This is a genomic window from Vibrio sp. Of14-4 (genome assembly GCF_022347625.1).
Lineage (GTDB): Bacteria > Pseudomonadota > Gammaproteobacteria > Enterobacterales > Vibrionaceae > Vibrio > Vibrio pristinus.
This window is the reverse complement of record NZ_JAKRGI010000001.1, coordinates 311,815-335,222: the sequence shown is the minus strand read 5'-3', so window position 1 is coordinate 335,222 and position 23,408 is coordinate 311,815. Positions and strand designations below refer to the sequence as shown.

Below are 23,408 nucleotides of genomic sequence, written 5' to 3'. Positions count from 1 at the left end.
TCAGCCAATCAACAACATATCGGCCACACTTGGGAAAGTGTATGCCAACCTTCTGATTTACGCCAACTTTTTTATTGGCTGAATACGCCTTTAATGTTAATTCTATCATAATGAAAAACACATTTCATCCAGTACTGGTTCATTAAAAGCTTAATTTTCAATATATTAAAATGAAGAATAGCTTAATAATCAAACATGAAATAAGTGGTATCGGAGAAAATAAAATTTGTTCTTTTTTTCAATCTCAAAACGACTTGCAATTTGAAAACTGTCTGTTAACGACAAAAAGCAATAAGAATTGTGAATTTACATCCTCCGTTACTCGACTCCACGCTTTATCCTAACTAATTAAAAAGTATGAATAAAACTATGATAGGAGATAAACAATTAGCATTTGGCATTCATTATGCTTTGAGTAACTTATCAATCATAAGTGGCAACATTTTGTCGAAGCCACACCCTTTCTGAGCAGTTATCAGATTGGCATAGCTAGGAGAGGCCTGATATGGAACTTCATCGTCATACGTACTACAGACTTATTCATCATGGGATCAAATGTTTATTGGTAGATAGACTCGGCCACTTTACAGAGCATGAATACCATGACTACTTAAACCACATGACAGGCAAATCAAGCTGCTTTGCCATGAGTAACGAGGAGCTAAAGGTAGCCGTGTCAAATCTGCGAGAAGAGGGTTACCTCGAAGACATTAAACTCATGATCTCATCTCTAGAAGTGTATTAACAAAAAGCGGCTTGGCTGACCTTAGTCAGCTAAGCCGCAAAAAAACAGAGTCAAATAACTAGTTCTTCACTAGACATGTACCTAAGTTCCAACAAGTTTGTCTCATAATGCTTCCAAGGCCTATTTTCATCGCCCATATTTAGTTAGACTGTCTCCAATGTTGAAACTTTAGAAATTTGCAATGAAACAACTATTAGATTTTATCCCACTAATTATCTTTTTTGTGCTCTATAAGATGCAAGACATATATGTTGCGACTGGAGCACTGATTATTGCTACAGCAGTTCAGGTCATACTCACCTACTTGCTGTATAAAAAAGTAGAGAAAATGCAATTAATTACTTTCGTCATGGTTGCTTTGTTTGGCGGCATGACGATTTTCCTTCACGATGACAACTTCATCAAATGGAAAGTAACGATAGTATATGTGGTTTTTGCTCTTGGTCTTGCCATCAGTCATGCCATAGGTAAATCGGCAATCAAAGGGATGCTAGGCAAAGAGATTAGTCTCCCCGATAATGTGTGGGCAAAAGTAACTTGGGCTTGGGTTGTATTCTTTTCATTTTGTGCGGGCCTCAACATTTATGTCGCATACGAACTTCCCCTCGATGTATGGGTCAATTTCAAAGTATTTGGACTGTTAGCTGCAACCTTTGGTTTTACCGTCATTACTGGTGTTTATATATACAAACACTTACCAAAACAAAAATCCGAGTCGAATCCTGGTGACTAGTTTCATTGTGAATTGATATAATCATATTTAGATACGCAACAAGATCTAAATATCTCCCTAAGGGGCTTTTAGCGACCATTTTGGTCGCTGTTTTATTTTATGGATGTCAATTATGAGTCAAACCATCAGTTCTCCGCGTGGTCAACTTCTACTACGCACTTTAGCCATGCCTGCAGATACGAATGCGAACGGTGATATATTTGGGGGTTGGATAATGTCGCAACTCGATTTAGCAGGAGGTATTCTGGCAAAAGAGATTTCGGGAGGACGTATTGTCACTGTATCTGTATCTGGTATCACGTTTAAAAAGCCAGTCCGCGTTGGTGATGTCGTATGCTGCTACGGAAAATGTCGAAAAATCGGAAGAAGTTCGATGAATATCGACTTAGAAGTATGGGTAAAGCCCATAAAAGAGCATGGCATAGGAGAACGCTTCATGGTCTGTGATGCAACATTTAACTATGTTGCGATAGATACAGAAGGTAGACCTCGCGCAATCGAACAGAACTAATTTCACAGTTTATTGTCAGACCCTCTTTTAAAAGCTGTTACATTCTGTACAGTTAGGCTTAAAAGGCTTTAGGCAATGCCTCTCAACAAATTTAAATATGAGGACAGCAATATGTGGTACGTAATTTTTTCTCAAGATGTTGAAGATTCGCTCGAAAAAAGACTGGGTGCTCGACCTGCTCATTTAGCTCGTTTACAAGAGCTTCAAGACGAAGGCCGTCTACTCACGGCTGGCCCTATGCCAGCGATAGACTCAAATGACCCAGGTGAAGCTGGCTTCTCAGGTTCAACCGTTATTGCAGAATTTGAATCACTCCAACAAGCGCAAGACTGGGCAGATGCAGACCCTTACGTTGATGCTGGTGTTTATAAACAGGTGACAATTAAGCCGTACAAAAAAGTGTTCTAAAATGAAATTCAATATTATCCTCGGAATACTAGCAGCCTCTATAGTTGCTGGATGCTCCTCTTCAGGAGAACAACGTCAGCTTGAAATGTTAGCTCATAGCAGAGCCAGTGTAATCGCTGCAGAGCTTCCAATGGAGGTAGGCCCACTTTCTATCTTAAGAGCCAATTCTAAGGGGACTATGATAGAAATAATGATGGTTTACAATCAGGATGCCCCAAAAGCAAAACCAATTCAACATGTGCTCAAGACTAGCATTCAGAGTTACTGCAGCGATGAGGAAACTAAAGATAACTTGGATGTAGGCCTAACCTACAGAATAAAAATGCGCAATACTAGAGGTCAGTTAATGGTTGACCAAATTGTCTCGAAGCAAACATGTCAGGCCAAGTAATCACCTTTTCATACTCTAAACTGGGGCTTCGATAGCTGCAGCCCCAGCATGTCAAGAAAGGAAAGTCATTACTGTAATGACTTTCCTTTGCTCTATGCACGGCCATCATTTTAATCCTTTCTTCAAGATATTTTTTAAAACCCCTAGTGACATGGCCACAGATGAATATCATTCCATCGGTTGTTTTATGAACTTTTTATGACAGACAAAGTACTTCCTACATCGGTCTAATTATCTAAGTACAAGTTAGTCAACAATATTATCACTAGTTGATAAGCCAAATGCATATTGACTCAAAAGTAATCCATAACTTTCCACGATTTTCCAGTGTTGACGACTAACTTTCCCACTCCTAATGTTTGAGTGTGAGAGCAACGACAGGTGCCGCCAATGAAACGCGCAAGCAACTCCTACCGTTTACAGTTAATAAAAGAGATTGCAACAAAGAAAGAAAGGTTAGAGTGTAATGATCCTATGGCGAGCTATATCCATGAGCTTCTCGACACCAAGTCCAATCCTCAAAATCAGAACGAGCATCCTCATAGGTTTCATGGCAACCATTTCGATGAAAATATTGGCGGTTGGGTCAGTGATGACTGGGAATAGAAGCCCCTACAGACCATACATGGTGGCACGCTAAAACAAGTCTTGCTGGGGATTAATTGGTGACAGCGTCACTTCTTGTTCTTCCCTGTTGTTTGCCAATTTTCGCCTGTAACGTTGACGACAAAGCTTTATGATATGTAGCTGCTCTGCTGGCGAAAACGATAACCAATTGAAGCGCTCTTCTCGCTTGCGCATGCAGCCTTTACAATACCCCTTATCATCCGTGGTGCACACTCCTACACAAGGACTCGGCACAGAAAAAAGTTCTAACTGTTCCATAATATCCTCTCTGTACAGGTTTATTGCGCTAGATTGTACGTTCAATCGCTTAGCATATTACACTACGAAATGATAAATAAACCATGACTCTAGACTGACAAAACCTAAGCGTTTTCACCTATACTTTGAGGCATAAAAATCGTCTAATTGTCGATATAGGTATTTATATTCCGGAGTTTCCTACTATGAAGTTTAGTCCAAAAACATTACTTGCTGCTGTTGCTCTCCCTATTATGATGACAGCATGTGCAAGCAATGGTAGCGGCGAAAAACAAATTACAGCCCAAGATCTTCAGCATCATAATTGGGAACTGGTTAGTGTTGATGGTGAAATGATACCTTCAGTCGAAGGGCATAAAAAGCCGCGTCTAGAAATTGGTGAAAAGCTAATGGCAAATGGCAACGCTGGCTGCAATAATTTCTTTGGCCAAGCAGAGTTAAAAAATAACCAGTTGCGCATCGCCAAGATGGGCATGACGATGAAAATGTGTATCGGCGAATCAATGAACCTTGAGCAAACATTTTCTAAAACATTGTCACAATGGAGTGATATCACTCTGACTAAAGACAGCTTGGTACTAATGAACGAGACACACACTCTCACATTCAAGCTAAAAGACTGGAAAAAATAAGTTTAAACACCTCCCTTAACTCAAGCCCTTATGCTCTTCCTGTTCATAAGGGTTTTTCATATCCGACTCTAAACCTTCTGACTTTAATCTCACTTTTATGACTTACCGTGTTCATTGAGACACTGAATATTTGGGTAGAAGCCAAGAGATACATCAACTTTCCATAGATTTGTAAGAATACTTTATCGCGAGCAAACCTCAACGACCAGCAATCAACTAGCTTTGAGCAAGACTGGTTGTTTTTCCTTCACTTATCTCAAATAGTTAAAAAAAATAAATTTTTTCCGTCATAATGAATGAAAGCGACGGATAGAACGGTCTATCAAGGCGTCGGGAATACGATTTTTAAAAGGACCATCATGACAAAGCTGATCACACTTTTTTCTATTTTACTTTTCTCTCTAAACCTGATGGCAGAAACCAGTTGGCAAGACGTAACGCAGAAAGCAAACGGACAAACTGTTTACTTTCATGCTTGGGGAGGTAGTCAAGAAATTAACAACTACCTTAGGTGGGCAAACAAAAGGCTACAAAAAGAATATGGTGTGACACTCAAACATGTAAAGGTGTCTGATATCGCTGAAACGACCTCTCGTTTGATAGCAGAAAAAGCGGCCGAAAAAAACACACAAGGAAGCGTCGATTTGGTCTGGATCAATGGTGAAAACTTCAAATCCATGAAAAACAACCAATTATTATTTGGCCCTTTCGTTGAACGCCTACCAAACTGGGAAAAAGTGAACAAATCACTTCCTGTTGATAGCGATTTTTCAGAGCCTACAGAGGGACTTGAAGCTCCATGGGGAGTAGGCCAGCTCGTCTTTATCCATGACAAGGTCAAGTTAAACAATCCTCCCGCATCTTTCAATGAAATGCTTAGCTACGCAAAAGCGTTTCCAAATCGATTAAGCTACCCCAAGCCACCCGCCTTTCATGGCACAAGCTTCCTAAAGGCCTTACTTATCGAACTAACCAACAATGACCCTTCCCTATCGCAGCCAGTAGACAAGGTCGATTTTAATGCAGTCACTAGTTCGTTATGGCAATATTTAGATGAATTTCATAACGTTGCGTGGCGTAAAGGGCAACAATTTCCCGCAAGCGCGGCAGAAACCGTACAGTTGCTTGATGACGGCCAACTGGATCTTGCCATCACCTTCAACCCAAACTCTGTCTATTCTTCTCAAATCAGTGGCAATTTAGCCAAAACGACCGCCGTTTATGCAATGGATGCAGGTGCGCTTTCTAATATCCACTTTTTGGCTATTCCGTGGAATGCAAATGCCAAAGAAGGAGCGCTTATCGCTATTAATTTTTTGTTAAGCCCTGAGGCACAATCTCGAAAAGGTGACATCTCTGTATGGGGAGATCCATCAGTCCTAAACAACCAGTTCTTGACTGGAAGTGCTCAAAAAACTTCTCTATTTAAGTCGATTGCTGAACCACATCCAAGCTGGCAGACCGCGTTAGAGGATGAATGGCAAAAACGCTACGGCAACTAGAGCTGCAATGATATAGCCAAATGTATAGAGCCGCATATTTAGCATTAATCCTTATTTGCATTGTGCCGACTGTCCCTGGGCTAGTCGGTGTCATGCTCTCATCGTTAGGATACGTTCCACCAGTTGGACTATTCGATTGGTCATTGTCCCATTACGCCAATTTTTTTTCTTGGCCGGGGATCCATAAATCGGTTCTACTGACCCTATTTAGCGCTATTGTAAGTACCTATCTCTCGTGTTTTATCTGTTTTGCGATTTTGCAAAAGTTATGGTTAGGCAGACATTGGTCAAAAGTAGAAACTCTGCTTGCTCCCCTACTGGCTATGCCTCATGTTGCGTTTGCGATTGGTTTTGCATTTCTTTTTGCCCCGACAGGTATACTGGCACGCGTTTTAGTTGAGCTCACGGCTTTCACTCCAGATACACAAAACTCAGCATGGTTGGTACATGACCCTTATGCACTGGGCTTAACAATAGCGCTAACATTAAAAGAAGTGCCTTTTCTCCTTTTGATGAGTATTCCTGTTTTACATCAACTAAGCGTAGATCGAGTCCATAAGGTCAGTACTTCGCTTGGTTATTCACCGATACAAATGTGGTGGAAAGCCATTTTACCTCAGTGGCTAGTCAAGATGCGCTTTGCTCTGTTTGCTGTGATTGCTTACGGCGTATCTGTCGTTGACTTAAGTTTAATCCTTGGCCCAACCAATCCTCCTACACTTGCCGTTTTAGTATGGCAATGGTTTAGCGACCCAGATCTCTCCCTCATCCCACGAGCGGCAACCGGTGCCGTGATGCTCTTTTGCATAGCAAGTTTGTTATTAGCATTGGTTGTTCTAATAGAAAAAGTCGTTGTAGGATCTTGGGGAAATTGGCAGTTTTCTGGGCGACATGGCACTAATCTGCCTGGTAAAAGTGTATTTACTTTTTCAGTAATCTTGGCTGGGATTATGCTGCCACTGATGATCATTTGGAGTTTCGCTCAACGCTGGCGTTTCCCAGATATGCTTCCATCTCGCTATAGTATGAGATTTTGGACCAATGAGTGGGACAATATCCTCCCTACCATAGGGCAAAGTCTTGCTATTGCAGCCATGACGGCATGTATCGGCTTAATATTCGCCGTATTGGCACACGAATGTCGACTCAAGTTTAAAATACATTTACCCAAATATATTATTGCTTTACCTATGCTTATCCCTCAGCTTTCTATATTATTTGGCATTCAAGTAGCCAGCTTGTATTTGTCAGACAGCAGCTATTATCTATGGGTAATCTGGTCACATGTATTCTTCGCATTCCCCCTCATGTATTTGGCACTAGATGGCCCTTGGCATAGTTATAACCATCAATTTAGTAAAGTCGCACTAAGTTTGGGCCAAACGCCCCTCATGGTTTTTTTCAAAGTGAAGGTAAAATTGTTACTTCCCGCCATTTGGTATGCTTGGGCAGTTGGTGCCAGTGTCAGCTTAGCGCAATATTTACCGACTCTCATGTTGGGTGGGGGTCGAATCACAACAATAACCACAGAAGCCGTGGCTTTGTCGAGCGGCTTTGACAGGCGAGTCACCGCTATTTATGCCATTTGGCAAGCGTTGCTGCCATTTATTTTCTTCGCTACAGCTATTGGAATGAGTGCATTAGCAGGGCGTCGAACATACCGTAGAAAGACCAAAAGGGATACCGTTTCACATGACGCTGTCATTAGAAAACATCGCCATCTATAAAAATAATGGCGACAAACTGTTGTCAGACATAACATTTTCGGCCTCTGCAAACGAAGTGATCTGCCTAATGGGGCCAAGTGGGTGTGGAAAGTCTACATTGCTGAGTTTGATTGCTGGCCACTTAGGCCCTGAGTTTACTCACTCAGGTCATATTATGCTTAACGGACGAAATCTGGAAGTACTTGAACCACACAAAAGAAAGGTCGGTATTCTCTTTCAAGATGATCTTTTGTTCCCACACTTAAACATCTGGCAAAATCTCGCATTTGCCCTTCCAAACCATGTTAAAGGTGAGCAAAGGTATCAAGAAGCGCTATCGGCACTCAGCAAAGTCGAGCTTTCGCAGTTGGCAGAGTCTTTTCCTGACCAGATATCAGGAGGCCAACGCGCCCGAATTAGCTTGGTCAGAATGCTTCTTGCGAAACCTGATCTTGCATTGCTAGACGAACCCTTTAGCAAGTTGGACAAAGCGCTCAGAACGCAATTTCGCGACTGGGTCATGGAACAGCTCGCTCAAGCGAATATTCCAACCATTATGGTAACCCATGATGAGGACGACGTGCCGAAACATGGACGAGTGTTTACCTGGCCATGGAGTCTTTGCAATGCTTGATAGATTCAGTATAAAAATCATTCGCTCTCCACTCGCTTTATTGGCCGCCGGAATAGATAAGCTAGGAGTAACTGCCAACCAAACCACTCTTTTTGGCTTTGGAATAGGTGTGCTTGCCTTCCCCGCATTATATTTTACGCACTATGATCTGGCTTTAATTCTGATACTCCTCAATCGACTGTGTGATGGTTTAGATGGAGCATTAGCAAGGCGACAAGGGATCACTGACGCTGGCGGTTTTCTCGATATCAGCTTAGATTTCCTATTCTACTCTCTAATCCCATTTGGGTTTGTCGTCGCCAATCCAGAACAAAACGCGGTGGCAGGGGCATTTCTGATTTTTTCTTTTATCGGCACAGGGTCTAGTTTTCTCGCGTTTGCCGTCATGGCAAGTAAACGAGGGATTGAAAATCCAATCTATAAAAACAAATCGCTGTATTACATGAGTGGGCTAACAGAAGGCACTGAGACAATCGCTTGCTTTGTTGCCATGTGCCTAGTGCCTCAGTACTTCGCTATTATTGCCGTTGTGTTCGGTATTGCGTGCTGGTTTACAACCATAACTCGTATCTACTCAGGCTTTCAAACTCTTAAGTAGTCTCAGGGTGGTGCTCAAACAGCATCACCTTAAGGGCCGCATCACTGTCGATGTCTGAAAACTCCACTGGGTTGTCAAGGCGAGACTGATAGCGGATCTGCGGCGCCGCTTCTTGCATACTGGTGATCAAGAAATCGCCACTGACTTGTGGTGAGTTAACACAAGCCAATACTTTGCCTCTGTCAGCAAGTAACTCAGGGAGGCGACGCAGAATTCGAATATAATCTTTGCTCAGAGCAAAGCTGCCTTTTTGAAACGAGGGCGGGTCGATAACGACTAAGTCATAGGGACCTAATTTTCTGATTTTCCCCCATGATTTAAATATGTCGTAAGCCAAAAACTTCACTTGACTAAGGTTGTGGTCATTGAGTCTGTGATTATCTCGACCTTTATTCAACGAGGCTCTGGCCATATCAACATTCACTACCTGAGTCGCACCTCCTTCAATCGCCGCAACCGAGAATCCGCAGGTATAAGAAAACAGGTTGAGTACTCTTTTATTGCTCGCATGACTCTTAACCCAGTCACGGCCCAAGCGCATATCAAGGAACAAACCAAAGTTTTGATTTCGGCCAATATTCAACTGATATTTCAAACCCGACTCGATCACGATAGGCTTATCATTGAGTTCACCAAACACCACTTCCAAAGGCGCACCATCAAGATAACGATGCTGAATAGCTGCACAAGTTACCCCTTTCGCACGCCATGAGTCAGTTTGAGATAAGGTATCAATTCCCGCTTTTAGCACCTCGATGAAGGCTTCTTCAACGGGCTTAAATAGATTAATTAAAAGCTGACTGTCTACCCAATCGCACGTTATCTGCTCAAGTCCGGGGTAAACACGGCCTCTGCCATGAAACAAACGCCTAACTTCATCGGGTGCATTGAATAGTGCATCACTGACATGAGAAAAGAAAATAGGCAGCTTTGAAACCTGCATAGAAAAGTCCTGTTGTTATTTTATTGTTGGCCATGGCAAGTCCCAAGGAGAAAGCCAAGTTTGTATACTGTCACTTACACTTGTTTGGTGCCATTTCTCTTTGTCACTTGTCCAGTCTCTTGGATCACAGACAAACCGGAAGCTTTCACCTTGAAAATCAAACATAATCACAAAAGCGTGCAAGTATCCCCTGCTAGCTTGGCAGGAAGGATTGTAGATAGTATCACCAACGATTGGTGAACCTATCGATTTTAGAGCAACACGAATTTGATGGGTTTTTCCGGTAAAAGGTTTACAAATAAAGAGACGCTCTCCAGGCTCAGCACTGACCGAAAAGAATTGGGTGATAGCCGGATTAGACTGAGTATTTAAGAGTTTCCATGCGCTGCGGCGTGAACGTTCCATATCTCCTTTTACTAGGCCTTGCTTCTTTTTCGGCTTCTTACTGCCAATTGCCAAATAGAACTTAGCAACCTTGCGCTCTGCAAATAACTGTGAGAGCTCACTGGCAGCCTGCCTATTTCGCGCTAGTAGCAAAATGCCCGAGGTCATTTTATCTAATCTATGTATTAGATATAACGGCTTCCCATCTAATGACCTTGCCACTTCCTGAAGCAACATAGTATCACCATCATCTTTGTGAACTGACACTTGCGGGTGTTTATTGATGACGACAAAGTCGGAGTGACAAAAAAGAATATCAAACATAAAACGGCAACTTTAATTAGAAGGCATGAGTATACCTGTTATGCCTGCTAATTCCAGAAATTGGTGGGCGAGATAATAAAACAGGGGCCCAAGACCCCTGTGATTCTGGAATAGAGTCGAGTATCTATTAAAGCTTCTTAGAAAAGAGACCTGCGATAGCTATGATTCCAATGCCAAGCAACATGATCGCGCCTTTGCCGCTATCAAAACCTGACTTTATACCCATGACAGCAACGATGGCGATGGCAACAGGGATAATGTACTTAACTAGGTTATACCATAAGCCAAACAGTGGGAAAGGCACCTCACCATTGTTGGTGATCTCTTTCTCTAGATCCGCTTTGTTCAAACGCCATCCAGCAAAAATACACACCAACATTCCGCCTACCGCAAGGAAAATCTTGTCTGTGAGCAAGTCAAATATGTCAAACGCACCCGTGCCAAATAGCGTTGGACCTACTCCACCTAATGAAAGAGAGGCAAAGACACACAAAACTGACATCACAGCACTTGCTGAAAGTACCGCCGTTGAGCGCTTCATACCTTTTTCATCGATAAGGTAAGAAACAACCACTTCCAGTAGAGAAACAGAAGAAGTCAACGCCGCAACCGTCAAACCAATGAAGAACAACAAAGCAAGCAGAATACCAATGGCTCCGCCCATTTCAGCGAAAAGCTGAGGTACAACAACGAAGACCAAACCTGGACCTGCTGCCGGCTCCATACCAAATGCGAACATGGCAGGGAACATTGCAATACCCGCTAAAATAGCCACACCTGTATCCATCGCAGTGACCATACCTGTTGTCTGAACTAAGTTTTCTTTCTTCTTGAGGTAAGAGCCGTAAGTCATCATACAACCCATGCCAAGGCTAAGAGAGAAAAACGCTTGTCCTAGAGCGGCAAGTACCACACTACTATCGACTTTAGAGAAGTCTGGAGTAAACAAGAATTTAAGTCCAGCAGACGCTCCAGGAAGGGATAAACCTTTCACTGAAACAATAATCAGTATGACGAAAAGGAGTGGCATGAGTACCTTACCAGCCTTCTCAATACCACCTGATACCCCTCTCATGACGATAACAACATTCATCAAAAGATAAATGCCCATCCACATAATGGGTTGGATAGGATCTGAGATAAAGCCGCCAAAGCTATCTCCAATGGCACTCGGGGCACTCAGTAGTCCATCCCCGACCTTAAAGATATAGGCTAATGCCCAACCACCAACAACTGGGTAGAACCCCATGATGAGTAGACCACTTACCACGCCCATCACACCAGTAAATGTCCAACGGCGATCGGTCGATTTAAACGCACCAACCGCAGACAAGCCTGTTTTCCGTCCTATTGCGAACTCCGTCAGCATGACACTAAAGCCAATAAAGATGACGAAAACTAGGTATATGGCAACAAACGCACCACCACCACTTTCACCCGCAGTGTAAGGAAACTTCCATATATTGCCCAGACCAACCGCAGAGCCTGCAGCTGCCATTACGAAGCCTAATTTTGAACCCCACGTATCCCGAGGTTGCGTACTTGTACTCGTAGCCACGATTACTCCATTTATTAAGTTGTGTTTGCATACGTTAGGCGCTAAAAAGTGAGTGTATATATTTATATACACTATGAGAATTTTCATGAAGCCCTAACAACATGGCAATTAAAGCAGCTCTAAATTATAATTGGAAGGCCACCGTATAAAAAATGATAAATAATTAACATTTAGAACAGTTGAATTGTTGCTTTTTAACTATACGTTTCTTTTTACACATTAAGTATTAACACACCTTTAACATATTAATTGAGCTAGGCTCAATTACGTACAGCACGGATCACATTACTCAAATCAAATCTATGCTGACAAATGTTTATTGTTGTTGGGAACAACTCGCTTTACTATTTAACTTCTATCGCATTTATCCAATGAATTGATTTAAGTAGAAATTGAATGGAAAAGTTTTATCACTTTCTAACCTTAGCAAGCATCGCTGTGTATTGGTTGCTTGTTGTAGGCGTCACTCTGCGTGTTGTCTTTCAAAGGCGAGCTGTCAGTGTCTCCTTAGCTTGGTTAATGATCATCTATATCATCCCTATTGTGGGCGTTTTCTGCTATTTCTTATTTGGTGAGTTGAACCTAGGTAGAAAAAGAGCAGACAGAGCAAGAGAAATGCTCAAACCCTTTGCGAATTGGTTTACCAAACTCAATGATTGCCATGCGCACGACACACGGAATTTTGGTCGACATATCTATCGTATCGATGAGCTTTGTAACAACCGTCTCGGGCTGCCAGCTCTGAGCGGCAACACCCTCGCATTACAAGACTCTCCTGAACAGATTCTTCATTCCATCATTGACGATATTGAACATGCTCAAACCAGTATTCGTATGGTGTTTTACATCTGGCATCCCGGTGGCTTAGCCGATGCCGTTTCATCTGCCTTGATACAAGCATCAAAACGAGGCGTCAAAGTAAAACTGCTGCTTGACTCTGCTGGCAGCCCAAGATTTTTTAAAAGTCACTGGGTAGCAATGATGAGATCAGCCGGCATCGAGATAGTTCAAGCGCTTGAAGTCAGTCCTTGGCGAATTTTTTTGCGCCGTCTCGATTTACGCCAACACCGTAAAATCATAGTCATCGATGACGAGATAGCGTATACAGGCTCTATGAATCTGGTCGACCCAGCCTACTTTAAGCGAGGATCAGGAGTTGGCCAATGGATTGATATCATGGTGCGAATCACTGGGCCGACAGTTAACGTATTGTCAGCCATACATTGCTGGGATTGGGAGGTCGAAACAGGATCTCGTTCGCTCCCCCAGCCCCCAGTTTCCCGTTTAAGTGCCGATGACCCGTTACACCCAATACAAGTAGTCCCATCTGGCCCGGGAATGCCCGATCATTTAATATCGCAAGTACTCACCCTAGCAATGAATCAAGCAAACCGATCGGTGCGAATCACGACACCTTATTTTGTCCCCAGTGCTGGACTGCTTGAAACCCTAAAACTGACGGCTCAACGAGGCGTCATCGTTGAGTTGATAATCCCCCATAAAAATGACTCTTTGATGGTTCAATGGGCATCAAGAGCGTTTTATTCAGAGCTTCTAAAATCTGGAGTTAAAATTTTTGAGTTCTATGGTGGATTACTGCACACCAAATCTGTCGTGATCGACCAAGAATTTTGCTTAGTTGGCACAGTTAATATGGACATGCGCAGCCTATGGCTTAATTTTGAATTAACGCTTGCGATAGACGATCAAGCGTTCACTGAAAAAATGCACCTTTTGCAACAAAGTTACATCGAATCTTCTCATGAAGTGGTATTCAAAGACTGGCAAAAGCGCTCACTCTATTCTCGCTTTCTTGAACATGTTTACTACCAATTTAGCCCTTTACTCTAGGTATCAATAGCATTAAATAATTACAGATAACGCAATAATATAGAGAAACCCTCCGCAGCCGCTTGATATTCATGCATTGGCGTGGTTTAAATAAAGCAATGCATTTTTCGATAAGGACTTCCAATGCCTAAAGGCAAACAAACCCAATTAATCACTGCAGGGCGAAAGCAAAAGTGGACCAAAGGTGTGGTCAATCCCCCTATCCAGCGCGCATCGACTATCGTCTTTGAAACTGTGGCAGACAAGCGCCACGCCACAATCAACCGTGGTAATAAAGAGCTTTTCTACGGGCGACGAGGCACCCACACCCATTTCGCTTTCCAAGACGCTATGGCAGAAATCGAAGGTGGCGCGGGTTGTGCGTTATACCCATGTGGCACCGCAGCAGTGACTAATGCAATCCTCTCTTTTGTCGGAACCGGCGATCATATTTTAATGGTCGATACCTGCTATGAGCCGACCCGTGATTTTTGCGACAAAATCATGAAAAAAATGGGGGTGGACACCACTTACTACGACCCAGTTATCGGTAAAGATATTGAATCCCTCATCCAACCGAATACAAAAGTGCTTTTCTTAGAATCTCCTGGCTCAATTACTATGGAGGTCCAAGATGTTCCTACCCTTGCCAAGATTGCTCACAAGCACGATATTATCGTCATGCTCGACAATACTTGGGCTGCAGGTGTGCTATTCAATCCATTTGAGCATGGCGTCGACATTTCTATACAAGCTGCAACCAAGTATATTATCGGCCACTCAGATGTGATGCTTGGAACAGCAGTCGCCAGTGAAAAATACTGGGAACAGCTAAGGGAGCAAAGCTATTTAATGGGCCAATGCGTCTCGCCCGATGATGTCTATCTTGGACTGCGTGGCTTAAGAACATTAGATGTACGCTTAAGACAACATGCTGAAAACAGCCTTAAGGTTGCAAAGTGGCTTCAATCAAGATCAGAAGTAGATCATGTCCGCCACCCTGCCCTCGACACCTGCCCTGGTCATGAGTTTTTCAAACGGGATTTTAACGGAGGAAATGGCTTATTCTCCTTCGTTCTCAAAAACAGTGTACCTCAGGCAACCACGGCACTTTTAGATGGCATGACACATTTTAAAATGGGCTATTCGTGGGGTGGCTTTGAGAGCTTAATACTAGCTAACGAGCCCAATAGCTTTAAAACTTTACGACGTGTTGCGAATCCAAACTTTAATGGAACACTGGTTAGGCTGCATATAGGTTTAGAGAATGTAGACGACCTTATCGATGATTTAGAGAAGGGTTTAGAGCGCTACACCGCGAGCATACAAAATCAATAAACCCAAAAGCAGGATGTTGTTTTTCATCTATGCACCTTCCTGCTGTTATCACTCTCCCACATCATCTTTTCTTACCCAAGCTTCTTTCAGCAAATGAAAACTGATAGCACCACTTATTACGCCCAATCCACATGAGTGACATCATGTTAACAGCATGAAATTATTGAATATATTATCATTAAAATAAAAAGTTAAATTTATGTTAATATTTTGTGTTGTTTTTGTTTTTCAATTCGCAAATATCAAGGCAGAATAGACCTCAAACTTCGTATAAATGTTTGCCTCTTCTAATGTTTATTTACTCATCAGAGGTCAAACCAGAAGAGGTCAATTTTGAAAAACAAACTCGTACTTACTTTGCTCTGTTTCGTGTGTCTGGGGCTACCCACTTTGACTAACGCCAGCGGCTATACACAAACCAAGTATCCCATTGTGCTCGTTCACGGATTATTTGGCTTTGATACACTTGCCGGCGTTGATTACTTTTATGGCATTCCACACGCCCTTGCCCGAGGCGGCGCCGACGTTTATATCGCACAAGTTTCGGCAACCAACAGTTCAGAAGTACGCGGAGAACAACTGCTTGAGCAAGTTGAACTCTTACTGGCAGCCACTGGGGCTGAGAAAGTCAATCTATTCGGACACAGTCAAGGCAGTCCTACAGTTCGTTATGTGGCTTCAGTTAGACCCGATTTAATCGCTTCGGTTACCAGTATTGGCGGGGTTAATAAAGGCTCAAAAGTCGCTGACTTAGTGCGTAATACCGTGCCAAGAGACTCACGATTAGAAGCGCTGGCCGTTAAGCTATCGACAGGGCTAACAACAATCATCGGGCTTTTATCTGGCGGACGTGATCTTGACCAAGATCCGCTGGCAACCCTTGATGCGTTAACGACTGAAGGCTTAGCAAGATTTAACCAACACCACCCTCAAGGGGTGCCTAATACAGAATGTGGCAACGGGGAGTTTCTAGAAACGAACGGCGTCTACTATTACTCTTGGACAGGTGCTTCTTCCTTCACCAATATATTTGACCCTATTGATACGCCCTTAGCGATTCTTGGTCTCGCCTTTGATGGGCCTAACGATGGCTTGGTTGATGTGTGCAGCTCACACTTAGGCCAAGTCATTAGAGATGACTATCGAATGAACCATCTCGATGAGACTAATGGCCTGCTCGGTATACATCATCTATTTGAAACCGACCCTGTTTCTTTATACCGCCAACATGCCAATCGCCTAAAGCTACAAGGTTTATAGAGGATAAAGTTATGAATACCACTACTCTTGCCACGTTTGGATCCATCTCAATCTTGACGGGAGTGGTGTATTTTCTTTATCACTCACAAGACTCTGAGTCTCACATAACTCAGTCACCGTCACAAAGTGATACCCATATCGATACTTCTTCAACTCGAGATCTGCTCGACTATACGTTAACCAGCATGGGTGAACAGGATCTTACCCAAATCAGAGAGCGTTTATTTTCAGCCCCACAGCATGAGAAAGACTTAGCGATCGATGAGAGCCTGTTTGATACCTTCATCCTTTATAAAACGGCATTAGCTGAATTAGAGCCAAATGAATTTCACACTCTCAATCTATCAGCCTTACAACAACTCAACCAACAAATCCAAGATCTGCAAAACCATTATTTTACTCCGCAGCAAATTACCCTTTTGTTTGATGAGGAAAATCGCCTGCGCCAACTGGCCATCGACAAGATAGACATCAACACCAGTGACTTAGACCAAGCATCTAAAGCGCAGCTGCTGCAAGAAACGTTAGCTAATCAACCAGACTATATTCAACGCGCCGAACGAGATAACTTGCTGATGGCACAACTCAGTCAATCTCTTAAACAAGATCGACAAAACAAATACTTAACCCGAGTTAATCTCGTCGGTGAAGAAGGTGCGCAAAGACTTGAACAACTTGACCAACAAAGAGAAACATTTAACCAAAGCTTGGAAAACTACCTAGAAAAGAGACAAGACATACTTTCTTCCTCAGGCTTATCTGACGATATTAAAAATGACCAAATTGCAGATCTGAGGCAGCAAAGCTTTGATACTAAGCAATGGCGAAGAGTAGAAGCGCTAGAGCGTATTTATGATCAGCAGTGAAGTCCCAATCAGATCAACTAAGTCATCGACCTTTAAGGCTCATCATGGCTATCGGAGGCAGACATAATAGGTGAGTATGCTGCTACAAATTCAAGGATATTATTCACTCAGGCACACACCAGTCTAACGTGGTATCGAGTATTGATTGAGTGTTTCGGCCGTAAGCGGTGGAGAGGAGATAGACCATGGATTTAACTTGCTTTCTAAATAGCCTTGTTTTGAAAAAACCCTCAATGCCGCTTTATTGAATTTTTCGACAAACTTGATATCGGTTGTTGCCTTGGGGAATGCCACAAAGTACAACAGACGTTTGTCTTTCCATGCATACCTAACGCCCTCAATACCAAACTGTTTTGCACGAAATTCTCCTAACGAGCGGTTACTGTAATAGGCATCAATTCGGTTTGAGTCCAACATTCTCATTAAGTTGCCACTCTCATCTCTTTGAATCATGATTTTCATTGGTTTCAGCCCTTTATCAACCAATATTGCATTTAGATCTTCCAATGAATTCGATGTGTTTGATGGGCCAAAGACACCCACATGTAAGCCTTGAAGATCCTCGACAGTTTTAATGGCGGTTTTGTTTTCTGCTGAAAGGAAAACACCATATTCGGTCATCATAAAAGGAACGGAGAAATAAAAGTTTTCCGCCCGACTCTCAAACCAAGCAATTGGATATATAGCATCACCTTTACCTTCTGATATCAGAAACTTAGATCTTCTTGTTGGGAAGGTTTCAAAGCTGCACTCACTGCCTAACTCCAAACATACGTCATCGATCATATCTCGAAATGGACCAGAAGGGTGGCCTTCAAACTTGTAGCTAAATGGCGGAAACTCAAAAGTAAGAAAGCTTGTATTAGATGCGTAAGTCTGAAATGAGCCCAGCATTAGAGTAAGAATTACCGTACTTATTTTTGCCATCAAGCTGCCACCAATCTTGTACTAAACACTATGCAAGTTTAGCCTCAGTTCGTAACTAGGGTGTGGCAATTCGAGAAATTATTGGGTAGTTAACATAGCTTTGTTCAATACTTGCGATAGAGGCTTATATCACGATTGTACGTTTTCACCGCCAGTAAAACCTAGATGCCACTTAATCCATTAACCTTCAAATGGTTTGTCGGATATCTCACCCATACCTTCATAAAGAACAACTGATGTAGAGTAACCAAGCTTACTGAATGGCGTAGGTTTAACCCAACCATTGGGATCGGCATTATCGCGAACGGTGCAGTCATTTTGCTGGCGAGAGCTATTACAAGAGTATTTATACAGCACCATGATTCTAGGCCCATCAACCAGCACTTGCATTACAGGATTAGCTTTATGATTTTTATAGTAATTAGTTATAGTTTCGATCTTTTCCTTGGCCAGTACACTATCAATTACATCGTTAATACGATACCATTTCTTGTCATATATTTTCTCATAATCTCCCCACTCTGGTTTCCAACGTTTTTTCCATTCATCGGCCCAATAGCCACCTCCCCAACCACTCTCCCAACTCCCCTGAATTGCAGCCGGTATGCCAATACCAACATTAGAACTCTTACAGCAGCCCTGCACACCACCGTGTGCAAAATTACCGACGCCATCATAAATATCAGTAATCCACATATCACGTATAAACTGAGGGCCTCCTAGAGAACCTGACTGGCTGATTTTAGATACTGACACTGGCTCCTCACTAGAACAGCCAGCTAAACATATTGATAGGCAGGTTAGGATGAGCGCTCTAGTTATCATGCTATCACATACGTTTTTAGCGCCAATAAGACCTAAACGCCACTCAATCCATTAACCTTCAAATGGTTTGTCGGATATCTCACCCATACCTTCATAAAGAACAACTGATGTAGAGTAACCAAGCTTACTGAATGGCGTGGGTTTCACCCAACCATTGGGATCGGCATTCTCGCGAACGGTGCAATCATTTTGCGGGCGAGAGCTATTACAAGAGTATTTATACAGCACCATGATTTTAGGCCCATCAACCAACACTTGTATTACAGGAATGGCTTTGTGATTTTTGTAATAGTTTGTCATGGTCTTGATTTTCTGTTTTGCTAATTCGCTATCAATCACATCATCAACCCGATACCAATGTGGTGTTTCGTAAAATGGCCCCCAGTCATTGTTCCATTTAGCGCGCCATCTTTCTTTACTTTTAAAATCTACTCGCCAACCTTGCCGCCATTCGCCTTTGATTGCATTTGGCACACCAATACCAATTGAAGCACTCGCACAACAACCTTGAACCGCACCATAAGCGAAATTGGCGCCACCACCATAAATATCGCTTACCCACATATCTTTAATACCATGTGGTCCTGACAAACTGCCTGCATGACCTATCTTAGCTACGACGACTGGTTTTTCTTTAAAACAGCCAGTTAACAAAAGTGATAAAAAAATTATGGGGAGTGTTCTAACTATCATTGGTAAATACCACTCGTTTTAGTTGGTTAGATTCAGTTGTTACACCATTGACGGTTTTTTCGTAGAGAGTGTCAAACCCGGGGTTAATTACCGTATCGTGAGGTCTATGAATCCAATCTCGATCATTTTGGCGAATTTCTGCCATCCAATGTTCTGGGGTTATGCTACCAAGAGGCTGAGCTAAAAGCTTGTTATTTAGGGCAGTTAGTGAGACATCACTGCCAGTTAATACATCAAAATCTTGCGGTAATTGATAATCATCCATTTGCCACTTAATACCCATGACTTCACCTTGTTGTCTCATGCGCTCTAAAGACAAAGCTGATAAGCCATTACTGATAGGGTGATACACATAGTAATACAAACTTTGATTCACTTCTTTTAATACACCATACCGACCTTTTGCTCGGCACTCCTTCTCCCAAGCTTTCGCCTCTTTATCGATTAACACTTGCCTGCGACTCTCCGCAGCATGAGCATGTTGAGGGTTAGAACGGCGAATAGTTTCTGAGAATAAACCACTGATTGACTCGGTTTTGATCAATTCTCGATTAAAAGTGGCAGAGCGCGGCATACCATAACGCTCCGGCAAGCCTTGTTTGTCGTATTGATGCTTGGATGGGTAGCCACCACCAATGTCCGTATGACATCCCGCAAACGCCTCTTCATAAAAATGGCCTTGGAGCATACCTTTATTGCAACGCAGCGAAGTAAGCGGAAAATTTTTACGATATTCGTGATTGGCGGTGATATGAAACACTCGTTCGGCACACTTGGCATCAAGATCTAATTGGAAGTTACCTTCTTCATTATCCCCTGCCTGATAAAACGAGCCAACAGTATCAAACAAACCAACAAAACGAACACTGCAAGTGCGGCTTTCATCAGGGTAATAACCATGCTTTTCCTCAACGCTCTCGTCATCAATATGAGCGAGTAAATTCGGGAAAACCTCGCCATAAGATTCGCCATTTCGCGGCTTATTGTAATCAGGCAACCCATCTTTAATCGCATTTACAAAATGGCGAGCCAGCGCCGCCCCACGACTAAAACCAAACACATCAAATTCTATATGAGTAATGTTTTTAAACTCATCACTATCCACTAAGCTGTCAATAATATCGTAATACTGCTTGGTCCAGTTTTGCCATTTATAAAACGCGCCTGTCTCGCCTGAAATCAACTCCAATGTTCCATTGACAATATGATTAAGCGGCGGTGCAAGAAAAACCGACGCTGAAGGCAGACGATTTGGCTCCACGCCGAACGCTTGGCCTAAGTCGCTCTCATCGTCGCCTTCATCAATCATCGTTGGGTTTTGCCAAGCATCATCAACGGTACCCACTCCCGAGACATAAATTTTCTGCGAATCATCATCTAGTGGATAAGCTTCAAACAATCGTGCAACATTGGTGCGCGATTTAACCCCACGGCTTTCTTTGTATAAATCGTTGAGACGATTTTGGCCTGTGCCATCAAAAAACACACCAATACGCAGCGTCTTTTCCTGTACTTTTTGCACATTAAAAACAGGACTATGCTCTGGTATGCGCGCATCTTCAAAAAGATGCAACACCGAGGGCGATAGCTGGGGTTTAGCGTACTGCCCCCATACATTGCCATAAGGATAAGCTTTGCCAACGGTAAAGTCAGTTTGGGGACAAGGCTGCTCTGCTATTGATGTACCTGACTCAAAAAAAGCTTGCTCGCTGACATTTAGTGTATCCCCTGCTTTTAATGACATGGGATCACTTTCGTAAGCAGGGTTTAACTTCACCAGCGATTTGGGTGTAAGACCATATTGCGGCGCAATATCAGACCACATTTCAGGCTTACCATTAGACTTAATGCCAACGATATGAGTTTGTCTTGTGTTTTGAACCTCCTTCTGATTGACTTGTTCTCTTCCCAGTAAAGGCTCAGAGCACGCTGCAACTAGGGCATTGACATCGATTTTAGTCGCGTTTTCATCCAACCACGCTGGGTTAATTTCAGCCAGTTCATCATTGGTGAGTTTTTGACGGCGATAAAAGATATGTTGAGGCGCTGGCGGAGCCTGCTCTATTTTCACAGGCACCATTAACGTAGTGTAGGTGTGCTTGCTGATAAGCTCTTGACTGATCCCACTCGGTGCTGAGCGGGTAATTTGCCAAGCACTGCGACCTTTGCCGAGTATCGCCATTTCATAGACTAGCTGGCCATCATCAAAGTAATAATAATAACCGTGCGCTGCATGACCTAGCCTGTCATCACTCTCGACCACAGGGGTAAAAGGAATAAACTCGGCATTAATATGCTCAGAGTCGATAGGCTTTGGCGAAAGAGTATAAGATTGACTTATCCCCATATTTAAAAACCGCTCACAGATAAGTGATTTCTGCTCTGGTTTAAAGCATTTGGCAGTCAAAATAGTATGGCGATGAGGCTGTATCTCTTCGGCTTTTTTCCAGCTCTGGATGCGTGTTTCTTCAGGGGTTTTAGCCAAGCTGAACACACCCGTTTGCAAGGTGCTTAAACTGTCTTTTGGGGCATGAATTTTAATCCGGCATTCAAATTTTGCCACAGGGGTATTGTTGGTTTCAGCAATACGAGGTTGCGGCGATAATTTGATCTCTTCTTGAACAGGTGCATACCCTGCTCTTCGTGTTGGTCTAGGAAAATGTAGCGGCATACTCAGCACTCAACAAAGACAAAGGCCGTATTGTATCAATGCGCCATTAATTGCACATTAAGCGAAATGACTAATTTGGTAGGCATTTAGCCTAAACGGTAAGGAATTTGGAGTGCCTCTAAGATTTGGTGAGTTAAGAGTAGGTACTGGTTGGATAGGTTTTTATTCACTTGTTGCTAACTCAAAGCTCATACAAAAAGCTCTTCTAACGCCATTTCAAGCGCTTTTCCACTACCACCTCCCGGTTTTAGCGTATTCCATGTTCTTGATTACTCCTTACAACACTGCGCACTTGACTGCACATTGGTGGAAACTATCATTTTTAACAGCACAAACTTGCTATACCCTAAGGACGAAAACATGACCTGTGTAGACGTAGTTCAAGTTATAAAGGACCTAATTTTAGCAGGAGCAGCACTTACAGGGGCAATAGTTGCTGTTAAAGGATTAGGTACATGGAAAATGCAGCTAAAAGGACAGTCTGAATATGAGTTATCGCGAAGAATATTGGTCACTTTGTTCAGATACCGAGATGCGATCAATGGAGTGAGACATCCCGCTATGTGGGCACACGAGATAGCGAGTCCATCAGAGGAAGAAGCTAATGGCATGAATCAAGACGACATTAAATATTATGGTACTTCAAAAGCTTACCAAAACCGTTGGGTAAAAGTTCAAGATCAAAGAACTAATTTATACACAGACTTGGTTGAAGCTGAAGTAATCTGGGGGGATGAATTGAGTAAACTCTTTAAAAACGTATTTGATCTTGAGCATAAATTATTCACCTCCATTCATCAGTATCTGAAGCTGATTAATCCAAAAACTAGTAATGCTTCGAAAAAGGTTATAAAAATAGACTCTGAGATAATGTATGACGACCTAGGAAAAACGCCAGATAATTTCAAGTGTGAGATGCTAACAGCGATTAGTGCTATTGAAGACTATATAAAACCAAAGTTAAACCATGAAAAGGGGTAACAGAGTAATTGTTTCAATAGGCTTCTACTATTAGTGATAAAATACCTTATTTGTTTATTTCAA

General features: G+C 42.6%; 24 protein-coding genes. 16 read left to right on the top strand and 8 right to left on the bottom strand.

Going from position 1 to position 23,408, the window contains the following annotated elements; translation table 11 throughout:
- Positions 1-505: 505 nt before the first annotated feature.
- From MHN79_RS01470 to MHN79_RS01445, 6 genes are all read left to right on the top strand, one after another.
- Positions 506-745, top strand: a complete 240-nt coding sequence (locus MHN79_RS01470; RefSeq protein ID WP_114785550.1) for a hypothetical protein — start codon at positions 506-508, stop codon at positions 743-745.
- Positions 746-926: 181 nt separating this feature from the next.
- The gene (locus tag MHN79_RS01465) at positions 927-1,478 is read left to right on the top strand and encodes a septation protein A (protein WP_239171383.1); all 552 of its coding nucleotides are present in this window, start codon (positions 927-929) and stop codon (positions 1,476-1,478) included.
- Positions 1,479-1,590: 112 nt separating this feature from the next.
- The gene (yciA, locus tag MHN79_RS01460) at positions 1,591-1,989 is read left to right on the top strand and encodes an acyl-CoA thioester hydrolase YciA (RefSeq protein ID WP_160926987.1); all 399 of its coding nucleotides are present in this window, start codon (positions 1,591-1,593) and stop codon (positions 1,987-1,989) included.
- 111 nt (positions 1,990-2,100) lie between these two features.
- Complete coding sequence (locus MHN79_RS01455; RefSeq protein WP_239171382.1) at positions 2,101-2,397, top strand: YciI family protein; 297 nt, start codon at positions 2,101-2,103, stop codon at positions 2,395-2,397.
- A 1-nt stretch (position 2,398) separates the two neighbouring features.
- Entirely contained in the window at positions 2,399-2,788 is a 390-nt protein-coding gene (locus MHN79_RS01450) for a GspS/AspS pilotin family protein (RefSeq protein WP_239171381.1), read from the top strand.
- Between the two features lie 390 nt (positions 2,789-3,178).
- Positions 3,179-3,394: a hypothetical protein gene (locus MHN79_RS01445; protein WP_239171380.1), complete on the top strand. Its 216-nt coding sequence runs from the start codon at positions 3,179-3,181 to the stop codon at positions 3,392-3,394.
- 30 nt (positions 3,395-3,424) lie between these two features.
- Here the strand turns inward: MHN79_RS01445 and MHN79_RS01440 are convergent, their stop codons facing one another.
- Positions 3,425-3,673 (bottom strand): DUF1289 domain-containing protein, encoded by a 249-nt coding sequence (locus tag MHN79_RS01440; RefSeq protein ID WP_239171379.1) that lies wholly within the window; start codon positions 3,671-3,673, stop codon positions 3,425-3,427.
- Between the two features lie 185 nt (positions 3,674-3,858).
- Between MHN79_RS01440 and MHN79_RS01435 the strand changes: the two genes are divergently transcribed.
- From MHN79_RS01435 to MHN79_RS01415, 5 genes are all read left to right on the top strand, one after another.
- On the top strand, positions 3,859-4,305 hold the full coding sequence (locus MHN79_RS01435; RefSeq protein WP_239171378.1) for an META domain-containing protein: 447 nt from the start codon (positions 3,859-3,861) through the stop codon (positions 4,303-4,305).
- A gap of 359 nt (positions 4,306-4,664) precedes the next feature.
- Complete coding sequence (locus tag MHN79_RS01430; RefSeq protein ID WP_239171377.1) at positions 4,665-5,807, top strand: ABC transporter substrate-binding protein; 1,143 nt, start codon at positions 4,665-4,667, stop codon at positions 5,805-5,807.
- 20 nt (positions 5,808-5,827) lie between these two features.
- A complete protein-coding gene (locus MHN79_RS01425; protein ID WP_239171376.1) occupies positions 5,828-7,534 on the top strand; it encodes a thiamine ABC transporter permease in 1,707 nt (568 codons plus the stop codon).
- Positions 7,500-8,147, top strand: a complete 648-nt coding sequence (locus MHN79_RS01420; RefSeq protein ID WP_239171375.1) for an ATP-binding cassette domain-containing protein — start codon at positions 7,500-7,502, stop codon at positions 8,145-8,147. Before MHN79_RS01425 ends, MHN79_RS01420 begins: the two co-directional genes overlap by 35 nt.
- Positions 8,140-8,745: a CDP-alcohol phosphatidyltransferase family protein gene (locus MHN79_RS01415; RefSeq protein ID WP_239171374.1), complete on the top strand. Its 606-nt coding sequence runs from the start codon at positions 8,140-8,142 to the stop codon at positions 8,743-8,745. The genes MHN79_RS01420 and MHN79_RS01415 overlap by 8 nt, the downstream gene beginning before the upstream one ends.
- Here MHN79_RS01415 and MHN79_RS01410 read toward each other — a convergent pair.
- From MHN79_RS01410 to MHN79_RS01400, 3 genes are all read right to left on the bottom strand, one after another.
- Positions 8,738-9,688 carry a class I SAM-dependent methyltransferase gene (locus MHN79_RS01410; protein ID WP_239171373.1) on the bottom strand — a complete coding sequence of 317 codons (951 nt, stop codon included), beginning with the start codon at positions 9,686-9,688 and terminating at the stop codon, positions 8,738-8,740. The two genes, MHN79_RS01415 and MHN79_RS01410, sit on opposite strands and share 8 nt — an antisense overlap.
- A 15-nt stretch (positions 9,689-9,703) precedes the next feature.
- Positions 9,704-10,396 carry a TIGR01621 family pseudouridine synthase gene (locus tag MHN79_RS01405; RefSeq protein WP_239171372.1) on the bottom strand — a complete coding sequence of 231 codons (693 nt, stop codon included), beginning with the start codon at positions 10,394-10,396 and terminating at the stop codon, positions 9,704-9,706.
- Between the two features lie 127 nt (positions 10,397-10,523).
- Positions 10,524-11,954: a sodium-dependent transporter gene (locus MHN79_RS01400; protein ID WP_160926967.1), complete on the bottom strand. Its 1,431-nt coding sequence runs from the start codon at positions 11,952-11,954 to the stop codon at positions 10,524-10,526.
- Positions 11,955-12,350: 396 nt separating this feature from the next.
- On the opposite strand from MHN79_RS01400, the gene cls reads away from it, so the two are divergent.
- The 4 genes from cls to MHN79_RS01380 all read left to right on the top strand — a co-directional run bounded on the left by cls (position 12,351) and on the right by MHN79_RS01380 (position 17,248).
- Entirely contained in the window at positions 12,351-13,805 is a 1,455-nt protein-coding gene (cls, locus tag MHN79_RS01395; RefSeq protein ID WP_239171371.1) for a cardiolipin synthase, read from the top strand.
- Positions 13,806-13,928: 123 nt separating this feature from the next.
- Positions 13,929-15,122 (top strand): cystathionine beta-lyase, encoded by a 1,194-nt coding sequence (locus tag MHN79_RS01390; RefSeq protein ID WP_239171370.1) that lies wholly within the window; start codon positions 13,929-13,931, stop codon positions 15,120-15,122.
- 333 nt (positions 15,123-15,455) lie between these two features.
- Entirely contained in the window at positions 15,456-16,382 is a 927-nt protein-coding gene (locus tag MHN79_RS01385) for a triacylglycerol lipase (protein ID WP_239171369.1), read from the top strand.
- An 11-nt stretch (positions 16,383-16,393) separates the two neighbouring features.
- Positions 16,394-17,248: a lipase secretion chaperone gene (locus tag MHN79_RS01380; protein WP_239171368.1), complete on the top strand. Its 855-nt coding sequence runs from the start codon at positions 16,394-16,396 to the stop codon at positions 17,246-17,248.
- A gap of 123 nt (positions 17,249-17,371) precedes the next feature.
- On the opposite strand, the gene MHN79_RS01375 is transcribed toward MHN79_RS01380, so the two are convergent.
- The 4 genes from MHN79_RS01375 to MHN79_RS01360 form a co-directional block, all read right to left on the bottom strand.
- Complete coding sequence (locus MHN79_RS01375; protein ID WP_239171367.1) at positions 17,372-18,175, bottom strand: transporter substrate-binding domain-containing protein; 804 nt, start codon at positions 18,173-18,175, stop codon at positions 17,372-17,374.
- A 180-nt stretch (positions 18,176-18,355) separates the two neighbouring features.
- The gene (locus MHN79_RS01370; RefSeq protein ID WP_239171366.1) at positions 18,356-18,931 is read right to left on the bottom strand and encodes a hypothetical protein; all 576 of its coding nucleotides are present in this window, start codon (positions 18,929-18,931) and stop codon (positions 18,356-18,358) included.
- A gap of 120 nt (positions 18,932-19,051) precedes the next feature.
- The gene (locus MHN79_RS01365; protein WP_239171365.1) at positions 19,052-19,693 is read right to left on the bottom strand and encodes a hypothetical protein; all 642 of its coding nucleotides are present in this window, start codon (positions 19,691-19,693) and stop codon (positions 19,052-19,054) included.
- Positions 19,683-22,364, bottom strand: coding sequence for a DUF2235 domain-containing protein (locus MHN79_RS01360; RefSeq protein ID WP_239171364.1), 2,682 nt, complete (start codon positions 22,362-22,364; stop codon positions 19,683-19,685). Before MHN79_RS01360 ends, MHN79_RS01365 begins: the two co-directional genes overlap by 11 nt.
- A 360-nt stretch (positions 22,365-22,724) precedes the next feature.
- Between MHN79_RS01360 and MHN79_RS01355 the strand changes: the two genes are divergently transcribed.
- On the top strand, positions 22,725-23,345 hold the full coding sequence (locus MHN79_RS01355; protein ID WP_239171363.1) for a hypothetical protein: 621 nt from the start codon (positions 22,725-22,727) through the stop codon (positions 23,343-23,345).
- Positions 23,346-23,408: the final 63 nt, after the last annotated feature.

Coding starts and splice junctions, on each gene's coding strand:
- MHN79_RS01445 (WP_239171380.1), top strand. CDS start 3,179: ATGAAACGCGCAAGCAACTCCTACCGTTTACAGTTAATAAAAGAGATT.
- MHN79_RS01355 (WP_239171363.1), top strand. CDS start 22,725: ATGACCTGTGTAGACGTAGTTCAAGTTATAAAGGACCTAATTTTAGCA.
- MHN79_RS01465 (WP_239171383.1), top strand. CDS start 927: ATGAAACAACTATTAGATTTTATCCCACTAATTATCTTTTTTGTGCTC.
- MHN79_RS01380 (WP_239171368.1), top strand. CDS start 16,394: ATGAATACCACTACTCTTGCCACGTTTGGATCCATCTCAATCTTGACG.
- MHN79_RS01410 (WP_239171373.1), bottom strand. CDS start 9,688: ATGCAGGTTTCAAAGCTGCCTATTTTCTTTTCTCATGTCAGTGATGCA.
- MHN79_RS01420 (WP_239171375.1), top strand. CDS start 7,500: ATGACGCTGTCATTAGAAAACATCGCCATCTATAAAAATAATGGCGAC.
- MHN79_RS01435 (WP_239171378.1), top strand. CDS start 3,859: ATGAAGTTTAGTCCAAAAACATTACTTGCTGCTGTTGCTCTCCCTATT.
- MHN79_RS01440 (WP_239171379.1), bottom strand. CDS start 3,673: ATGGAACAGTTAGAACTTTTTTCTGTGCCGAGTCCTTGTGTAGGAGTG.
- MHN79_RS01415 (WP_239171374.1), top strand. CDS start 8,140: ATGCTTGATAGATTCAGTATAAAAATCATTCGCTCTCCACTCGCTTTA.
- MHN79_RS01430 (WP_239171377.1), top strand. CDS start 4,665: ATGACAAAGCTGATCACACTTTTTTCTATTTTACTTTTCTCTCTAAAC.
- MHN79_RS01360 (WP_239171364.1), bottom strand. CDS start 22,364: ATGCCGCTACATTTTCCTAGACCAACACGAAGAGCAGGGTATGCACCT.
- MHN79_RS01425 (WP_239171376.1), top strand. CDS start 5,828: ATGTATAGAGCCGCATATTTAGCATTAATCCTTATTTGCATTGTGCCG.
- MHN79_RS01390 (WP_239171370.1), top strand. CDS start 13,929: ATGCCTAAAGGCAAACAAACCCAATTAATCACTGCAGGGCGAAAGCAA.
- MHN79_RS01470 (WP_114785550.1), top strand. CDS start 506: ATGGAACTTCATCGTCATACGTACTACAGACTTATTCATCATGGGATC.
- MHN79_RS01450 (WP_239171381.1), top strand. CDS start 2,399: ATGAAATTCAATATTATCCTCGGAATACTAGCAGCCTCTATAGTTGCT.
- MHN79_RS01375 (WP_239171367.1), bottom strand. CDS start 18,175: ATGGCAAAAATAAGTACGGTAATTCTTACTCTAATGCTGGGCTCATTT.
- MHN79_RS01455 (WP_239171382.1), top strand. CDS start 2,101: ATGTGGTACGTAATTTTTTCTCAAGATGTTGAAGATTCGCTCGAAAAA.
- MHN79_RS01365 (WP_239171365.1), bottom strand. CDS start 19,693: ATGATAGTTAGAACACTCCCCATAATTTTTTTATCACTTTTGTTAACT.
- MHN79_RS01405 (WP_239171372.1), bottom strand. CDS start 10,396: ATGTTTGATATTCTTTTTTGTCACTCCGACTTTGTCGTCATCAATAAA.
- cls (WP_239171371.1), top strand. CDS start 12,351: ATGGAAAAGTTTTATCACTTTCTAACCTTAGCAAGCATCGCTGTGTAT.
- yciA (WP_160926987.1), top strand. CDS start 1,591: ATGAGTCAAACCATCAGTTCTCCGCGTGGTCAACTTCTACTACGCACT.